Raw genomic sequence first — 16141 nt, forward strand, 5'->3', positions numbered from 1 at the left:
GGGGAGGGGGACCATCCGCAGGATGGTGGAGGGGTGTCCCCGCTGGCCGTGACACCCCTCCGTCAGGGCTGCGCCCCGCCACCTCCCCTTGCAGGGGAGGAAACGCCTTCATGCGCAGATTTCGCGAATGTAAGGCCGCCGTCATCTTCGCCGGTTCCCGCTGCTGATAGGCTCGTGTCCGCAAGCTGGCATGGGGATGGTGGCGCGGATGATCGGGATGTGGGGCAAGGCGGCGTTCTGGGCTGGCCTGATGACCGGGGTGGCGACACCCGTATGGGCCGAGACATCGTGCAAGGTTGGCCAGATGGCGGCGATCCCGGTCACGATGCAGGGCATGCGCGCGGTCGTCGACACGCGGATCAACGGCAGGCCGGCGCCCTTCATCCTCGATAGCGGCGCCTTTTTCAGCAATATCTGGCCCGCCGTCGCGCATGAGTTCGCCCTGCCGCAACAGCCTTTGCCGAACGGCATGCGGCTGGGTGGGATCGGCGGCGGCACCGATGCGACGGTGGCCACCGTCCGACATTTCTCCCTGGCCGGGCTCGACATACCCAATGTCCAGTTCACGGTCGCGGGCAGCGATATCGGCCAGAGCGGGTTGATCGGCCAGAATGTGCTGGGCTTGGCTGATGTCGAATATGACCTGCCCGGCGGCATGGTTCGCCTGTTCAAGCCGATGGGCTGCGGCCGCGCGGCTATGGCCTATTGGACCAAGGGTCAGCCCTTTTTCGAAATTCCCATCGAGACGAAGGAGGCCGCGCACAACCATACGGTCGGCACGGTCGAGCTGGACGAGGCGAAGCTGAACGCGACCTTCGACACCGGCGCGCCGCAGACGGTGCTCAGCCTTCGCGGCGCGGCGCGGGCGGGCGTGCATCCGGGCGGTCCCGGGGTCGAGGCGGCGGGATGGGAAAGCGGCATGGGCCGCCGCGTCGTCCAGGGCTGGACCGCGAAATTCAAGCTGCTCAAGATCGGCAATGAGGAACTGCACAATGTGCGCCTCCACTTCGCCGATCTGGGCATGCTCGACACCGACATGTTGCTGGGTGCGGACTTTTTCGTGTCGCATCGCCTCTATGTCTCCAACCTCCAGCACCGCATCTATTTCACCTATACGGGCGGGCGGCTGTTCAACGCGGTCGCCCATGCCGACGCGACCGCCGCCGTCATCGCGCAGAACGGCGCGGATGCCGCCGCACCGACGGATGCCGAGGGGTATAGCCGTCGCGGTGCGATGTACGTGACCCAGCATGACCTGCCGCATGCGATCGACGACTTCACCAAGGCGATCCAGATGGCGCCCCAGGAGCCGCGCTATCCCCGTGAGCGTGCGCTTGCCTATCTGCAGCAGCGGCGGCCGGTGCTGGCGATCGACGATCTCAACACCACGCTGACCCTCGATCCCGTCGACACGCGCGCGCGGTTGATCCGTGCCGAGCTGCGGCTGCGGGCGGGCAATCCGGCGGGGACGATCGCCGATCTCGACCTGCTGAACGGCCAGTTGCCGCACGAGGACGCCGCGCGGCTCCAGATGGCGCAGCTCTATTCGGGGGCGGACGCATTCGACCAGGCGATCGGGCAATATGACGGGTGGATGTCCGCGCACCGCGACGACGCGGCGCGCAGCACCGCGCAGAACGGGCGATGCTGGTCGCGGATGCTGGCGGGCAAGGATCTGGACAAGGCGATGGGCGACTGCAACGCGGCCGTCCATGCGGTGCCGACCAACCCCAGCTTCCTCGACAGCCGCGCCTTCCTCCATCTGCGCCAGAAGGACGACCGCGCCGCGCTCGTCGACTTCAACGCCGCGCTGGCGATCGATCCCAGGCGGCCCTGGGCGCTCTACGGCCGTTCGCTGGCCGAGGAGCATCTCGGCCAGACGACCGAAGCCGCGCACGACCGCGCGCTGGCGACCGCGCTGGACAAGCGGTTGCCGGACAAGATCAGGAAATACGGGATCGGGTGAAGCGATTCTCCCCGCTCGCGGGGAGGTGGCAGCACACAGCGCTGACGGAGGGCGGCTTCCCCACAGGTCTGTCCTTGGGGAAGCCCCCCTCCACCATCCTGCGGATGGTCCCCCTCCCCGTGCCGGGGAGGAGTGGATTCGTCAGAAGGCCTTCGACACGCCGACGAAGAACCCGCGGCGCGGCCCGTATTGCGGCGCGCCGACGCCCACGCCGGTTCCGTCACGGATTTCATATTTGTGGTCGAGCACGTTGATGACATCGAAGCGGATGTCGAGGTTCGGCCCCGCCAGATGGTGGCTCGCGGTCAGGTTGAATTGCGCATAGGGCGACAGCTTGGCGCCGTTGGGAACGTCGTTCACGTCGTCGTCGCGGCGCAGGCCGGAACCATAGATCATGCTGCCGCCCAGCTTCGTTCCTTCCGCCACCGCATAGGAGATACCCGCCGATCCGGTGAAGGTCTGGTCGTGGTCCAGATAGATGTACCGGTTGGCGATATAGGCGAGGTCGTCGGGCGAGAAGCTGAACTGGCTGGAGACGATGTTGCGCCCCTTCGCCTTGGCGGCGGCGAAGTTGGCATAGGCGAGCAGGGGCCCACGCTGATAGCTGACATTGGCCTCGATGCCGCCGATCCGCCCCTGTTTGTAATTGAACGGGGTCAGGATGATCGGCGCGCCGAACTGCCCCTCGTCGATCAGGTTCTTCGAGATGCGGTAATAGGCGTCGATGCCATAGGTGAAGTAGCGGCTGAGCTTGGCCTGGAACCCGGCGTCGAAATAATCCTGGCGCTCGGCAAAGGGCACGTCGTTCAGCGGGTTGGCGGGATAGGCGCTGGTCCCGACGAACTTGGCGATGCTGGTATTGCCGACCAGCTCGAAGGGCGGCGGTACGAAATAGCGCGAATAGCCCGCGTGCAGCGTGTAGGTGTCACCCGGCTGCCAGACCAGGTTGACGCGCGGCGACAGCTGCCCCTCGCGCCGATAACCGTTATACAGGTCATAGCGCGCGCCGTAGTTCAGCGTCAGCTTGGGGGCGAGCTTCCACTCGTCCTGCAGATAGGCGCTGAAGCTGGTCGCGGTCTTGCCGCCATTGTCGACGATCACGACCGGCTCGCCGGTCTGCGCGCCGTTGCCGTCGACCGGAAAGACGCTGGTGCTGGTATCGCTGGTCGAGCGGTCCCGCGTCACCAGCAAACCGCCGCGCAGCGTGTGGGCGGTGCCGACATGATAGACCGCATCGACCTGTCCGCCGATCGCGAAGTCCTGCTTATAGGCCTGCTGCGCCTGGCCGTTATAGAGCAACTCGCCCAGCACATCGGGGCGATAGCGCAGCGACGAATAGCGCGCGAAGAGCGAGGCCTGGACAGTCAGCGGCTCGGCATCGTGGAGCAGGGCGATCTGGCCGAAGCCGGTCTTTTCCAGCTGCGTCTCGTTCAGCTTTTCGCTGGGGAAGGCGGTCTGGCCGCCGACGCTCCACCCGGCGCTCGGCTGCTGGCCGACCGGGTTGGGGATCTGGAACCACTGGTTGGAATAGCCGCCGACGAAGGACAAACGGTTCTGGTCGTCCAGAATATGGTCGACATAGGCAAAGCCCTGATACTGGTCGGTATCGTCATGCACCGGGTTGGAGCGACCATCGACGCTCTCGATGCCCAAGCCGCTGTGGCGGTAGTCGCCCGACACGAAGTAATTGGTGCTGCCGGACGAGCCGCCATAGGTCAGGCTGGGCTGGATGGTGTTGTGGCTGCCGCCGTAAATGGAGGCGGTGCCGCCATTGTCGAACAGGCCGCTCTTGGTCGTGATGTCGATCACGCCCGCCGTGCGCAGGCCGTACTGCGCGGGCAGTGCGCCGGTTAGGATGTTGACCTTGTCGACCAGGCGCGGCGACAGCGTCTGGCCGAACACCGCCAGCCCTTCGGGCAGGATGGTGCCGTTGATGCGATATTGCAGGCCGTTATGGTCGTCGCGGACGTGGAACTGGCCGAAGCCGTCCTGCACGATGCCGGGGGCCTGGAGCAGGATCTGGTTGAACTGCTGATTCTCGCCGCCGGGCAGTGCCTTGATCGTCGCGCTCGAGATTTCATAATTGGAGGCGCCCAGGCTGGGCTGGATATGCTCGCGCGCTTCGTCCAGCCGCTTGGCGGTCACCACGATATCGCTGCTCTGGCCGGTCGAGGACTGGTCCGAGTCGGCGGCGGGAATCCCTCGCGTCTGGGCCAGGGCAGGGACGGCCAGCGCCGACGTGGCGACACAGCAGAGAAGGGCATAAAAACGCATGGACAACCCCAAATGATATAACGTCTCCCGAAGGGACTATCTTGCTGCGCTGCGATGCCATGGCAAGCGACCTCAGGCTTCATGGCGCATTTGTAATCCGGGCATCATCGACGCACGGCCATGGTCAGCGGGGCGGGACGGGCCTATATAGGGCCATGGCCGAACGCTTTGAACGACATCGCCAGCCCTGGCGCCAGGACGAGATCCAGAAGCTTCACACCCTTGCCAAGAAGGGCATGGCGCTGAAGGCTATCGCCAAGGCGCTGACCCGGAGCGAAGAGTCGGTGAAGGCGCGGGCGAAGGAAGACGGGCTGTCGATCGCCAAGCTGCATTGAGGGGACGGGCCGGTCGGCGCGCGACATCGCCGCCTGTTTCTGAACGAACGCTCGACCGGCAACCTATTGTGGTCCGCCCGGCTCGCCGAGCCTGATGACCCGGTCAGGGTATACGCCGTAAACGCCGGATATCCGGCGCAGCCTTTTTTCCATCGAGGCGGGAGCCGTGACCGCAAAACCGCCCATCTGCTCGTACACATAGAAGACCTTGCCACCGGCCTGCGCAATCTTTCTTTGGATGTGCGCACGCTTGCTCGGCGTGTCGCAATCGCACCACAGGATAAACGACGAATGCGTCGTCGCCGGTTGCGCCGATGCACGGACAGGTGCCGACCAAGCGGGCGTTGAGAAAACGAGCACGCCCGCTGCGGCATGTATAAACGTAATCAGTTTCAAGGTGCGCCTGTCCTTCCGGTCGTTTCGGACCAGAGGATAATCGCGGCCCCTGTACCTTGTATGAAGTCTCTGCCTGCCAGTCGGTCACCCAAGGGGCCATGAGGCCCGTCTGGCATGGCCGTTTACGCCCGGCTCACCCCAAGACCCGCCCGATCCGCACCAGCACCCCGGTAGGATCGCTGACCGCGAATTCATAGGTGCCCCAGGGCTTGGGGTGCGGCGTGCCGGGTTCGATGATTCGGTCGCGCACCTTGTCCGCCACCGCATCGACATTATCGACATAGAGGTACAGGCCGAAGGGGTTGTCCTCCACGCGGGGCGGCCAGCCGGGCATGTGGTTCAGATGCAGGTGCCAGCCGCGCCCGTCCTCCAGGATGCGATACTGGCCGAAATCCGCCGCGACCTCGAACCCCAGCAGCCGATAAAAGGCGGTGCTTTCGTCCATGTCGTTGGCGGGGACGATGGCGACGACATGGTGGTTCATCGGACGGTGCCTTTCGGAGTGCGGGCCGATCGTGCCGCAAGCCATGGCGTCTGCCTAGTCCCGTCCGGTCTGTTGCGGTGAAGCGTCGGCGTATGACCTTCGTGTGGCCCATTGGGACCTGATCCGATGCTTTTTTGACGGAATTCTCCGGCTTTAGCGGTGGCTTTCGGCAAGCGATCCGTCGACAAGGGCGGCTCCCGCAACGTCCCGAACCAGGATGGAAAGGGCGGGCAAGAGACGCAGGAGAGAGCATGAACGCGCTGGAACAGGCGACCGTCCGCCGGATCATGTGGCGACTGATGCCGTTGCTCGGCCTGCTCTATCTGGTCGCCTATATCGACCGGCAGAACATTTCTTATGCCAAGTTGCAGATGGTCGGCGCGCTGGGGTTGAGCGAGGCGGCGTTCGGACTGGGCGCGTCGCTGTTCTTCATCGGCTATTTCCTGTTCGAGGTGCCCAGCAACGTTCTGCTCCACCGGGTCGGGGCGCATCGCTGGTTCGCGCGGATCATCGCCAGTTGGGGGGCAGTGACGGTGGCGCTGGCCTTCACGCCCAACGCCACGGTCTTCTACGTCCTGCGCTTCCTGCTCGGCGCGGCGGAGGCGGGGTTCTTTCCCGGTGTGCTCTATGTCCTGACGCTGTGGTTCCCGGTGCGTTACCGCGCGCGGGCGGTGGGGCTGTTCATGCTGGCGAGCGCGGTCGCCAATGCGGTGGGCGGCGCAGTCGGCGGGTGGCTGCTCGACCAGGACGGGACGCTGGGGCTGGCGGGTTGGCAATGGGTGTTCCTGGCGACCGGCGTGCCCGCCATCGCACTGGCCCCGGTCGTGCTGTTCGCCCTGCCGCGCGAGCCCGGCAGCGCGCGGTGGCTGACGCAGGAACAGAAGGACTGGCTGGCGGTCGAACTGGCGGCGGGGGAGCCGGAGGGCGGGCATGGCAGCATCCTGTCGGTGCTGCGCGACCCTCGCGTGCTGCTGCTATGTCTGGTCTATATCGGCTTTCCGCTGGCGGCTTATGGGCTCAGCTATTGGTTGCCGACGATCATTCGCGGGTTCGGGGTGTCGAATACGGTCAACGGGCTGCTCGGCATCATCCCCTGGACGCTGGTCGCACTGGCGCTGTGGGCGGTGCCGCGCCATGCTGCGCGTTTCCGCAACCCGGTCTGGCATGCGGCGGGACCGGCGCTGGCGGGGGCGGTGCTGCTGGTCCTGAGCGTCGTGGTCGAGCCGGTGCCGCTGCGCTTCGCCTGCCTCAGCCTGGGGGCGGCGGCGATCTTTTCGGGCCAGCCCGCCTTCTGGACCTTGCCGCCGCGCTTTCTGTCCGGGGCGCGGGCGGCGGCGGGGTTCGCCGCGATCAACTCGGTCGGCAATCTGGGCGGCTTCATCGCGCAGGCGATCGTCCCCGCCATCCGCGACCGCACCGCCAGCGACACCGCGCCGATGCTGTTCCTGGCGGCCTGTCTGGCGCTGGCGGCGATCGGCGTCGTGCTGGTCGAGCGGAGGCTGCCTCGCCCAGGCTGACAAAGTTTCGCCCGGGGATCATGACGTTCTTGACATGAAGTGACCGGGGGATTGCGGTTGGTCGCCCAAGTTTTGTCGTAACATCAATCGTTTGTGTCATCCGGCCCTCATCGCTCTAATATAAATCAGCAATGTCTCGGATATTTCAAAGTGTTTCCGGGTTGGGCCCCCGCACAGCGCGGAGACCCTCATGGCCACGGCAGCATTATCCGACCGATCACAGCAACCGGCCGCCGCCGCGGATCGCCGCCGCGCGACACGCTGGTTACAGGCACTCAATTTCTTCATGGCGGACATGCAGGCGGGCATCGGCCCGTTCCTGGGCGTCTTCCTGCAACAGCGCGGGTGGCAGACCGGGCCGATCGGCTCGGTGATGACGCTGGGCGGCGTCGCGGGCATGGTGATGACGGTGCCTGCGGGCGCGTTCATCGATCATACCGACAAGAAGCGCTGGGTGGTGGTCATCACCGGCATCTGCACGGTGCTGGCCTCCTTCCTTATCCTCTGGTCGCAGGCGGGCGTGGTCGTCGGGTTCAGCCAGGTCGCGACCGCGATTGCGGGTGCGGCGATCGGCCCGGCGGTGACCGGCATGACGTTGGGCGTCGTGCGGCAGAAGGGCTTCAACGCGCAGAATGGCCGGAACCAGGCGTGGAACCATGCGGGCAACATGGTCGGCGCGGGCTTGTCGGGCTATCTGGGCTGGAAATTCGGGATGCCCGCCATCTTCTTCCTGGCCGCCGCGTTCGGCGTGCTGGCGATCATCTCGGTCCTGTCGATCCCCGAGCGCGCCATCGACCACCGCGCCGCGCGCGGGCTGGAGGATGAAGACGGCGACGATCAGGAAGGCGGTCAGGCCGAGGGTTTCAAGGCGCTGCTCGCCAACAAGCCGATGCTGATCCTGGCGGGGGCGCTGGCCTGCTTCCACCTGGGCAATGGTGCGATGTTGCCGCTCTATGGCATGGCGGTCGTGGGCGCGGGTAAGGGCGATGCGGCAATGTTCACCGCGACCACCGTCATGGTGGCGCAGGCGGTGATGATCGTCGCCAGCCTGCTGGCGATGAAGGTCGCCGCAGGGCGCGGTTACTGGCTGGTCCTGCTGATCTCGTTCGCCGCGCTCCCCTTGCGTGGCTTTCTGGCGGGCAGTTTCATCGAGCATTGGGGCGTGTGGCCGGTCCAGGCGCTCGACGGCATCGGCGCGGGGCTTCAGAGCGTGGCGGTGCCGGGCCTCGTCGCCTGCCTGCTCAGCGGCACGGGCCGGGTCAATGTCGGGCAGGGCGCGGTGATGACGATCCAGGGCGTCGGCGCTTCGCTGTCGCCCGCCATCGGCGGCTGGCTGGCGCAGGAACTGGGCTATCACATCGCCTTCTACATTCTCGGCGGTTTCGCGGTGGCAAGCCTGGGGCTTTGGATCGGCTTTGCGGGTACGCTCCGTCCCGCCTGCGCCGGCGGCACCAAGCCCGAGGAGGCCAAGGCATGAGCGGTATCGCTTGGGTCCATATCGGCGACCTGCATCTGGACGAAGCCGATGACTGGCAGGGGCTCGACCGGCTGAACACCATCGTCGCGCAGGTGAATGCGCAGATGGGCGAGGCGGACTTCGTCTTCGTGCCCGGCGACAACGCCAATCACGGCACGCCCGAGCAATATGCCCGGATGATCGACGCACTCGCGCCGCTGTCGCTGCCGTGGCGGATCATCCCCGGCGATCATGATTTCGAGCCGGGCGACTTGGTGAACTATGAGGCCGCGATCCCCAAGACCAACCGGCCCGAGACGGAAGTGATCGCCGGGCATCGCTGCCTGTTCCTGGACGTGGTGTCGGCCGGGGCGGGTGGTCCCGACTTCCGGTTGACCATGCACCACCGCAATAAGCTGGCCGAGGAGTTGGCGCGAGCCAAGGCGTCGGGCGAGGTGCCGCTGGTCTTCATGCACGCCTATCCCGGCGATCTGGCGGCGGACGGCGATACGATCGCGCGCCAGTTCATCGACGGCGAGGTCGCCTTCGTCGATACCGGTCATACGCATTATAACGAGCTGCTGAACGATGGCCGCGTGATCTATGGCGCGACCCGTTCGACCGCGCAGATCGAGGAGGATGGCGGCGCACCGGGCTTCACCATCGTCTGTGTTCAGGACCGGGTGGTCAGCTGGCGCTTTCGGCGGCTGGATGCGGCCTGGCCGCATGTCCAGATCGTGTCGCCGGGCGATGTCCGGCTCATCACCCGCCCGACCGACCCGCACCAGGTGCCCCAACCCGGTGCGGTCGAGGTGGTGGCGCGACTGTTCGGGGCGGACACGCCGCCGGTAGCGCGGGTGGGCGATACGGATACGCCGATGACGCGGGGCGAGGATGGCCTGTGGCGCGCGACCGTGACGCTGGCGGCGGGGCTGAACACGATCGAAGTCCGCTGCGGTGACGGCTATGACCGGATCAACTGTCTGGTCCGCGACGGGCATTCGATCCCGAAGCGCCGCCTGCCCGTCGCCCCCGGCGAGGATTGCCACGCGATCGGCGCCTGGCCTATCGCCGGGATCGACGGGGCCCGGCTCGGGCCCAACAAGAATGGGTGCGGATGGTGACGCTGGCTTATGGAGCCACCTGGGCGATTGCGGGGCTGTCGACGGCGGGCGTGATCGCACGGCCGATGCGCTGGCCCGAATGGATCTGGGCGGTGGCGGGCGCGGTGCTGCTGATCGTGCTCGGCCTGATGCCGCTGGGCGAGGCGGGGCAGGCGGTGGCTAAGGGCACCGACGTCTATCTGTTCCTGATCGGCATGATGCTGCTGAGCGAGACGGCGCGGGAGCATGGCGCGTTCGACTGGATCGCCGCGACCGCCGTCAACATGGCGGGCCGGTCGCGCGCGAAGCTGTTCGCGCTGGTCTATGCGACGGGCGTGATCGTGACGACCTTCATGTCCAACGATGCGACCGCCGTCGTGCTGACGCCCGCCGTTTTCGTCGCGGCCAAGAAGGCCAAGGCCGATCCGCTGCCTTTGCTGTTCGCCTGTGCGCTGATCGCCAATGCGGCCAGCTTCGTGCTGCCCATCTCCAACCCGGCGAACCTCGTCCTCTATGGCGGGCACATGCCGCCTTTGGGGGCTTGGATGGCGGCGTTCGCGCTGCCCTCGCTGGCGTCGATCCTCGTCACCTTCGCGGTACTGCGCTTCACCCAGCGGGCGCGGATCGCGGGGGACTGCGAAAGTGACGTGACGCGCGACCCGCTGTCGACCGGCGGCAAGCTGGCGATGCTGGGGATCGGGCTGACGGCGCTGCTGCTGCTCGTCGTGTCGGCGCTGGACATCGAGCTGGGCCTGCCCACCGCGCTGGCGGGGATCGCGACGGCGGTGATCGTGTCGCTGCTGGCGGGACGCTCGCCGCTGACGCTGGCCAAGTCGGTCAGCTGGGGCGTGTTGCCGCTGGTCGCCGGGCTGTTCGTGCTGGTCGAAGCGCTCGACCGGACGGGCGTGATCGCCTGGGTGGCGCGGGGGCTTCGCGGCATGTTGGCCGATCCGACGCGGGCGGCGGCGGTGTCGGGCACGACGCTGGCGTTCGTCAGCAACGCGATGAACAATCTGCCCGCTGGCCTCGTTGCCAGCAGCGCCATCGCGCAGGCGCATCCGCCGCAGATCGTCACCGATGCGCTGCTGATCGGTGTCGATCTCGGCCCGAACCTGTCGGTGACGGGTTCGCTGGCGACGATCCTGTGGCTCCAGGCGATCCGGCGCGAGGGGGAGGATGTCAGTTTCCTCGCCTTCCTGAAGGTGGGCGCGGTGGCGATGCCGCTTGCCTTGCTGGCGGCGCTCGGGATTCGGTTGGCGATCGGGTGAATCGCCTTGTGCACCGTTGGCTTGGCGAAAAGCCAAGGAAATGCAGGACGAGAATTGTTCGGCCCTAAGGAATTCCCTAAATCAAATTCCTGTGTTCTCGGACCTGTCACTTATCCGGTATAGAGAATGGCACATGGCCGTATTCGCTCTAATCATAACGATACCTGCCCTCGTACTAGGTTTGGCTGTTTTCTTTTTCTCGTTGAAACGGCGGGCGTTCAATATCGCTTTTGCTGCCGCACTTTTTTCAGGGGTGGCGATTTGGATGACAATAGGAATATTTTCTAGTACGGGGATATAGGGGTGTAACCTACAGCGCCCCCAGATCGATCGCCCCGTTCTTGTCCAGCCACTGCCCCGCCTCGGGCATCGGGTATTTCAGCCCCGTCGCGCAGTTGAACAGGACCACCCGTTCATCCTCATCGACCAGATTGTCGCGCACCGCCTGTTGGTACGCCGCCAGCGTCGCGCCGCCCTCGGGGCAGAGCAGCAGGCCGTCCTTCTTGGCGCAATCCTCCACCGCTTTCAGGATCGCCGGGTCGCCGACCGCCAGCGCCGCGCCGCCGGATTCGCGGACCGCACGCAGGATCAGGAAGTCGCCGACCGCCTTCGGCACGCGGATACCCGCCGCCACCGTCGCGGCATCCTCCCAGCGTTCGGCATGTTCCTCGCCCGCCTCGAACGCGCGGACGATGGGGGCGCAGCCGCTGGCCTGCACCGCGTACATGCGTGGGCGCTTCGATCCGATCCAGCCCAGCCGTTCCATCTCGTCGAACGCCTTCCACATACCGATCAGGCCGGTGCCGCCGCCGGTCGGGTAGAAGATCGCATCGGGCAACTCCCAGCCCAGCTGCGCGGCCAGTTCCAGCCCCATCGTCTTCTTGCCCTCGATCCGGTACGGCTCCTTCAGCGTCGAGAAGTCGAACCAGCGTCCCTCCGCCGCACCGCGCCCGACGATCGCGCCGCACTCGTCGATCTGGCCGTTGACCCGCCAGACGCGCGCACCCTGGGCAGCGATCTCGCGAACATTTACTTCGGGCGTTTCCTCCGGGCAGAGGATCACTGTCTCGATCCCGCAGCGCGCGGCATAGGCGGCCAGCGCGGCGCCCGCATTGCCGTTGGTCGGCATCGCGATCCGGGTCACACCCAGCTCGCGCGCCATGGCGACGGCCATGACCAGCCCGCGCGCCTTGAACGAGCCGGTCGGCAGCCGCCCCTCATCCTTGACCAGCACATTGCCGCCGCCCGAACGGGGAATGGCGATCAGCGGCGTCTCGATCTCGCCCAGCGAGACGATGCTGTCGGTGCGGCGGACGGGGAGGAGTTCGCGCCAGCGCCACAAATCCGTCTCGCGCGCGGCGATGGTGTCGCGCGACACCGCCCGGCCCAGCGCCTCCAGATCGTATCGCACCAGCAGCGGGCGGCCTGCGCGCGACAGGCCGTGAAGCTGGTCCGCCTCATAGCGCTCGCCGGTCAGCGAGCATTCCAGATGGGTGACGAAGGTCGGGCGGTCTTCGGTGAGGTTGCGGTTCATAGCCCCAGCCTATCGACCGAAACCGCCCGACACCATAGGTTTAGCCCGGGCTGGCCGCCGACCCCGCCAGCAGCCCACCGTCGATAGTGAACTCCGATCCGGTGATATAGGTCGCCTCGTCCGAGGCCAGCATGACCGCGATCGCCGCCACTTCGTCCGGCTGGCCGAAGCGTTTCAGCGGCGTGTCGGCGACCAGCGCCGCCATCTTCGCCGCGCGGTCGGGACCGTCGCCCAACATCGGCTCCCAGATCGGCGTCAGGATCGCGGCGGGGTGGATGGAGTTGCAGCGGATTTTCCATCCCGCTTGCGCGCAATAGAGCGCGACCGTCTTGCTGTGGTTGCGGATCGCCGCCTTGGACGAGGCATAGGCCGCGGCGCCCGGTATCCCGACCAGCCCCGAGCGCGACGAGATGTTGATGATCGAGCCGGTGCCCGCCGCCTTCATCGCGCCGATGGCGTAGCGACAGCCCAGGAAGGTGCCGTCCAGATTGACCCGGTGCACCGTGCGCCAGTCCGCCAGCGAGGCATGTTCGGGGTCGTGCGGGACATAGCCGTCCTCGAACCCGGTGATCCCGGCATTGTTGACGACGACATCGGCGGCGGGGACGATATCGGCGAGGCGCGCCCAGTCGGCTTCGTCCGAAACGTCGAGCGGCTCGAAACGACAGCCGATGCTCTCCGCCGCCGCAATGCCGGTGTCAGCGTTGCGGTCGGTCAGGATGACGGTCGCGCCTTCCTCGTGAAAGCGACGGGCGATGGCATGGCCGATCCCGCGCGCGGCGCCGGTGACGACGCACGTCTTGTTCTGCAAGCGTGGCATAAATCTCTCGAAATGATGGGGGCAGGGGGGCGGTGCGTGCCGCCGTGTTAACCTGTGCCGCGTCAGCGGTGGCGCTGGACCATGTCGAGAACTCCCGATGTTGGTTTGGCTTTACCACGAAGCGGCGTCCGCTTCATCTTTTTTGTTCGCGCGGAGGCGCGGAGACGCGGAGGTGACTGGATCTGCCGCGCTTTCGCACACCCTCTCGATCGGAAGACGAAGTCGATTGGTTGTGAATGGAGGCAGCCTGCGGCTGGGCGAGACTCCTCCGCGTCTCCGCGCGAACAAATTACTTCTCCGCCATCTCCGCCATCTGCCCATCATGCACCCGCGACAGCGTTCCCACCGCCACGACCGCGCCGATGAGGCACATCAGCATGTCCCATTGCGTGTCCCACGGATCGCCCTGTGTCCCCAGAAATTCGTCCGCGCCCTGGCCCAGCGCTATCGCCGCGCCGAACTCGATCAGCTCGTAGGTCGCGCTGACTGCCAGGCAGCAGGCGATCACGAGGAAGGTCAGCATCCCGCCGCGCACCAGCCCGCCCCGCCGGACCAGCCATTCGCGGAACACGATGGCGGGCACGAAGCCTTGGGCGAAATGGCCCAGCCGGTCGTAGGGGTTGCGCGCCAGATGCAGCCAGTCCTGCACCCAGAAACCGGCGGGCACCCGCGCATAGCTATACGCCCCGCCGAGCATCAGGATCAGGCCGTGGAGACCGATCAGGACCAGCGCCAACCCGGTCAACGGAAAGCGCCGTCGCAGTGCCCAGAGCAAAGGCAGCGCGACCAGCACCGGCGCGACCTCCATCCACCAGGTCGCCCGGTCGAACGGATGCAGCCCCGAGGCGATCAGCCCCATCACCCAGACCACGCTCAACAGCGCCAGTCGCATCCTGCTTCCCGACATGACCCGACGATAGCGAGGGCTATGGTCCGCGCAACCCGATTGCCCTGCCTCGAACGGGATGCGATGGGCGAGGCCATCAATCAGGACAGGCCCGCCATGATCATACGCAGCGACGAGACCCAGGATGTCGAGGTGCCCGGCCACGGCACGATGCGGATGCACCTGTTCCGCCCCGCGATCGAGGGACGCTTTCCCGGCGTCCTGTTGTTCTCCGAAATCTATCAGGTGACGGCGCCGATCCGGCGGCTGGCAGCCATGCTGGCGGGGCAGGGCTATGTCGTCGCGGTGCCCGAGGTCTATCATGAATACGAGCCCGCCGGCACGGTGCTGGCCTATGACAAGCCGGGCACCGAACGGGGCAACGACCTGAAGTTTACCAAGCCGGTCGCCGCCTATGATGCGGATGCGACGGCGGCGCTGACCGCGCTGGCTGCTCATCCGGCATGCAACGGGCATCTCGGCACGTTCGGCGTGTGCCTGGGCGGGCATCTGGCTTACCGCGCCGCGCTTGACCCGCGCGTGGGCGCGGCGGCGTGCTTCTATGCCACCGACATCCATTCAGGCACACTGGGCGAGGGGCGCCGCGACGACAGCTTGGCGCGGATGGACGAATTGAAGGCCGAGGCGATGTTCGTCTGGGGACGGCAGGACCCGCATGTTCCCTATGAGGGGCGCGAGGCGATCCGGGCGCGGCTGGAAGCGGTCGGGGCCTCCTATGAATGGCATGAGGTGGCGGGGCAGCATGCCTTTCTGCGCGACGAGGGACCACGCTACGACCCTGCGCTGTTTCTGCAGGCGATGAACTGGACGCTGGCCCTGTACGCGCGGGCCTTGCGGTAGACGTGACGATCCGCCCTTGCACCGATTGAAATTGGTTACGCTGACGTCGGCATTTGCCGAAGTTTAACGAATTCTGACCATTATGGGCGGGAAAAGAGATGCTCCCGCCCATGTTATCCTACCGTCTTTCGCGTCGCCGTCCGGGCACGAAGCGTCCGATCCTGGCCGATCGGCGAGGAGCGGCGATCGTCGAGTTCGCGCTGGTGGCAACGCCCTTCGTCGCGCTGATGCTGGCGATCCTCCAGACCAGCCTGGCCTATTTCGCGCAGGAAGCGCTGGAAAGCGCGGTTGAGGTGTCGGCGCGCAGTATCGTCACCGGTCAGGCCCAGGCGGCCGATATCGCATCGAGCGGTCAGGGCTTGACCCAGGCCCAACTGGCCGAGCGATTCCGCAAGGCGGCCTGTGCGGGCCTGCCGGGCTTCATGTCCTGCGCGCGGCTCTATGTCGATGTGCGCAGCGCGGCGAACAGCGCGGGGCTGGGCGGTAACAGCCTGCCGCTGACCTTCGATAGCAGCGGCAAGCCGACCAACGCCTTCTCCTATAATCTGGGCGGGCAAGGGGCGCTGGTCATGGTGCGATTCATCTATCTTTGGCCGATGCAGGTCGCGCCGACCGCCGACCTGAAGGCGGCGGGCACCGGGCAGACGGTGCTGATGGCGACCTCCGTCTCCAAGTCGGAGGCCTTTACATGATGCGGCCACGCGCCTGGGCGGCGATGCGCGACGTCCGGGGCGTCGCGATGGTCGAATTCGCATTGGTGTTGCCGGTGATGCTGGTCCTTTATCTGGGCGGGGTGCAGTTGCAGGATGGCATCGCGTGCGATCGCAAGGTGACCAGCACCGCGCGGGCCGCCGCCGACCTGATCTCACAGAACACGACCGGCTCGATCTCGGCGGCCGAGGTCGACGACAATCTGAACGCCGCGTCCCAGGTGCTGCTGCCCTTTTCATCGGTTCCGGCCACGATCCGGGTGACCGAGATCGCGATCGACGGGAACAAGAAGGCGACGGTGAAGTGGAGCCGTGGGTTCAAGACCACGCGCTATACGCCCGGCACCGCGATGGCCGTACCGACCGCGATGCAGCAGCCCAACACCTATTATCTGCTGGCCGAGGTCACTTATGCCTATACCCCGCCCTCGTCCTTTGGGGCGATCGGGCCGATGACCCTGGGGGACTCGATCTACATGGTCCCGCGCAATACCGATCAGATCAATTGCCCGGATTGTTCGTGACGATGGC

General features: G+C 66.3%; 15 protein-coding genes. 9 read left to right on the forward strand and 6 right to left on the reverse strand.

Features of this window, described 5'->3' with window-relative positions; translation table 11 throughout:
* Positions 1–208 precede the first annotated feature (208 nt).
* A complete protein-coding gene (locus SB4_RS01825; RefSeq protein WP_082669899.1) occupies positions 209–1966 on the forward strand; it encodes an aspartyl protease family protein in 1758 nt (585 codons plus the stop codon).
* A gap of 141 nt (positions 1967–2107) precedes the next feature.
* Here the strand turns inward: SB4_RS01825 and SB4_RS01830 are convergent, their stop codons facing one another.
* Positions 2108–4240: a TonB-dependent receptor gene (locus SB4_RS01830; protein ID WP_058751183.1), complete on the reverse strand. Its 2133-nt coding sequence runs from the start codon at positions 4238–4240 to the stop codon at positions 2108–2110.
* 155 nt (positions 4241–4395) lie between these two features.
* On the opposite strand from SB4_RS01830, the gene SB4_RS01835 reads away from it, so the two are divergent.
* On the forward strand, positions 4396–4575 hold the full coding sequence (locus tag SB4_RS01835; RefSeq protein WP_042490606.1) for a hypothetical protein: 180 nt from the start codon (positions 4396–4398) through the stop codon (positions 4573–4575).
* Positions 4576–4638: 63 nt separating this feature from the next.
* On the opposite strand, the gene SB4_RS19375 is transcribed toward SB4_RS01835, so the two are convergent.
* Positions 4639–4971 (reverse strand): hypothetical protein, encoded by a 333-nt coding sequence (locus tag SB4_RS19375; RefSeq protein WP_153006014.1) that lies wholly within the window; start codon positions 4969–4971, stop codon positions 4639–4641.
* A 133-nt stretch (positions 4972–5104) separates the two neighbouring features.
* Positions 5105–5455 carry a VOC family protein gene (locus SB4_RS01840; protein ID WP_058751184.1) on the reverse strand — a complete coding sequence of 117 codons (351 nt, stop codon included), beginning with the start codon at positions 5453–5455 and terminating at the stop codon, positions 5105–5107.
* Between the two features lie 251 nt (positions 5456–5706).
* Here SB4_RS01840 and SB4_RS01845 point away from each other — a divergent pair, with 251 nt between their 5' ends.
* From SB4_RS01845 to SB4_RS01860, 4 genes are all read left to right on the forward strand, one after another.
* Positions 5707–6972, forward strand: coding sequence for an MFS transporter (locus tag SB4_RS01845; protein ID WP_058751185.1), 1266 nt, complete (start codon positions 5707–5709; stop codon positions 6970–6972).
* Between the two features lie 190 nt (positions 6973–7162).
* Entirely contained in the window at positions 7163–8449 is a 1287-nt protein-coding gene (locus SB4_RS01850) for an MFS transporter (protein ID WP_058751186.1), read from the forward strand.
* Positions 8446–9552, forward strand: a complete 1107-nt coding sequence (locus SB4_RS01855; RefSeq protein WP_058751187.1) for a metallophosphoesterase family protein — start codon at positions 8446–8448, stop codon at positions 9550–9552. Before SB4_RS01850 ends, SB4_RS01855 begins: the two co-directional genes overlap by 4 nt.
* A complete protein-coding gene (locus SB4_RS01860) occupies positions 9549–10799 on the forward strand; it encodes an arsenic transporter (RefSeq protein ID WP_206597978.1) in 1251 nt (416 codons plus the stop codon). The genes SB4_RS01855 and SB4_RS01860 overlap by 4 nt, the downstream gene beginning before the upstream one ends.
* Positions 10800–11109: 310 nt before the next feature.
* On the opposite strand, the gene SB4_RS01865 is transcribed toward SB4_RS01860, so the two are convergent.
* The 3 genes from SB4_RS01865 to SB4_RS01875 all read right to left on the reverse strand — a co-directional run bounded on the left by SB4_RS01865 (position 11110) and on the right by SB4_RS01875 (position 14045).
* Positions 11110–12333: a threonine synthase gene (locus SB4_RS01865; RefSeq protein ID WP_058751189.1), complete on the reverse strand. Its 1224-nt coding sequence runs from the start codon at positions 12331–12333 to the stop codon at positions 11110–11112.
* Between the two features lie 40 nt (positions 12334–12373).
* Positions 12374–13153, reverse strand: coding sequence for an SDR family oxidoreductase (locus SB4_RS01870; RefSeq protein WP_058751190.1), 780 nt, complete (start codon positions 13151–13153; stop codon positions 12374–12376).
* Between the two features lie 289 nt (positions 13154–13442).
* Positions 13443–14045 (reverse strand): DUF2238 domain-containing protein, encoded by a 603-nt coding sequence (locus tag SB4_RS01875; protein ID WP_241488441.1) that lies wholly within the window; start codon positions 14043–14045, stop codon positions 13443–13445.
* Positions 14046–14156: 111 nt separating this feature from the next.
* On the opposite strand from SB4_RS01875, the gene SB4_RS01880 reads away from it, so the two are divergent.
* From SB4_RS01880 to SB4_RS01890, 3 genes are all read left to right on the forward strand, one after another.
* Positions 14157–14900 (forward strand): dienelactone hydrolase family protein, encoded by a 744-nt coding sequence (locus SB4_RS01880; RefSeq protein WP_058751212.1) that lies wholly within the window; start codon positions 14157–14159, stop codon positions 14898–14900.
* Positions 14901–15010: 110 nt separating this feature from the next.
* Positions 15011–15592, forward strand: a complete 582-nt coding sequence (locus tag SB4_RS01885) for a TadE/TadG family type IV pilus assembly protein (RefSeq protein WP_058715378.1) — start codon at positions 15011–15013, stop codon at positions 15590–15592.
* On the forward strand, positions 15589–16134 hold the full coding sequence (locus SB4_RS01890; RefSeq protein WP_058731896.1) for a TadE/TadG family type IV pilus assembly protein: 546 nt from the start codon (positions 15589–15591) through the stop codon (positions 16132–16134). The genes SB4_RS01885 and SB4_RS01890 overlap by 4 nt, the downstream gene beginning before the upstream one ends.
* The last annotated feature ends 7 nt before the right edge of the window (positions 16135–16141 follow it).

Source organism: Sphingomonas sanguinis, from assembly GCF_001476905.1.
Classification (GTDB): Bacteria; Pseudomonadota; Alphaproteobacteria; order Sphingomonadales; family Sphingomonadaceae; genus Sphingomonas; species Sphingomonas sanguinis_B.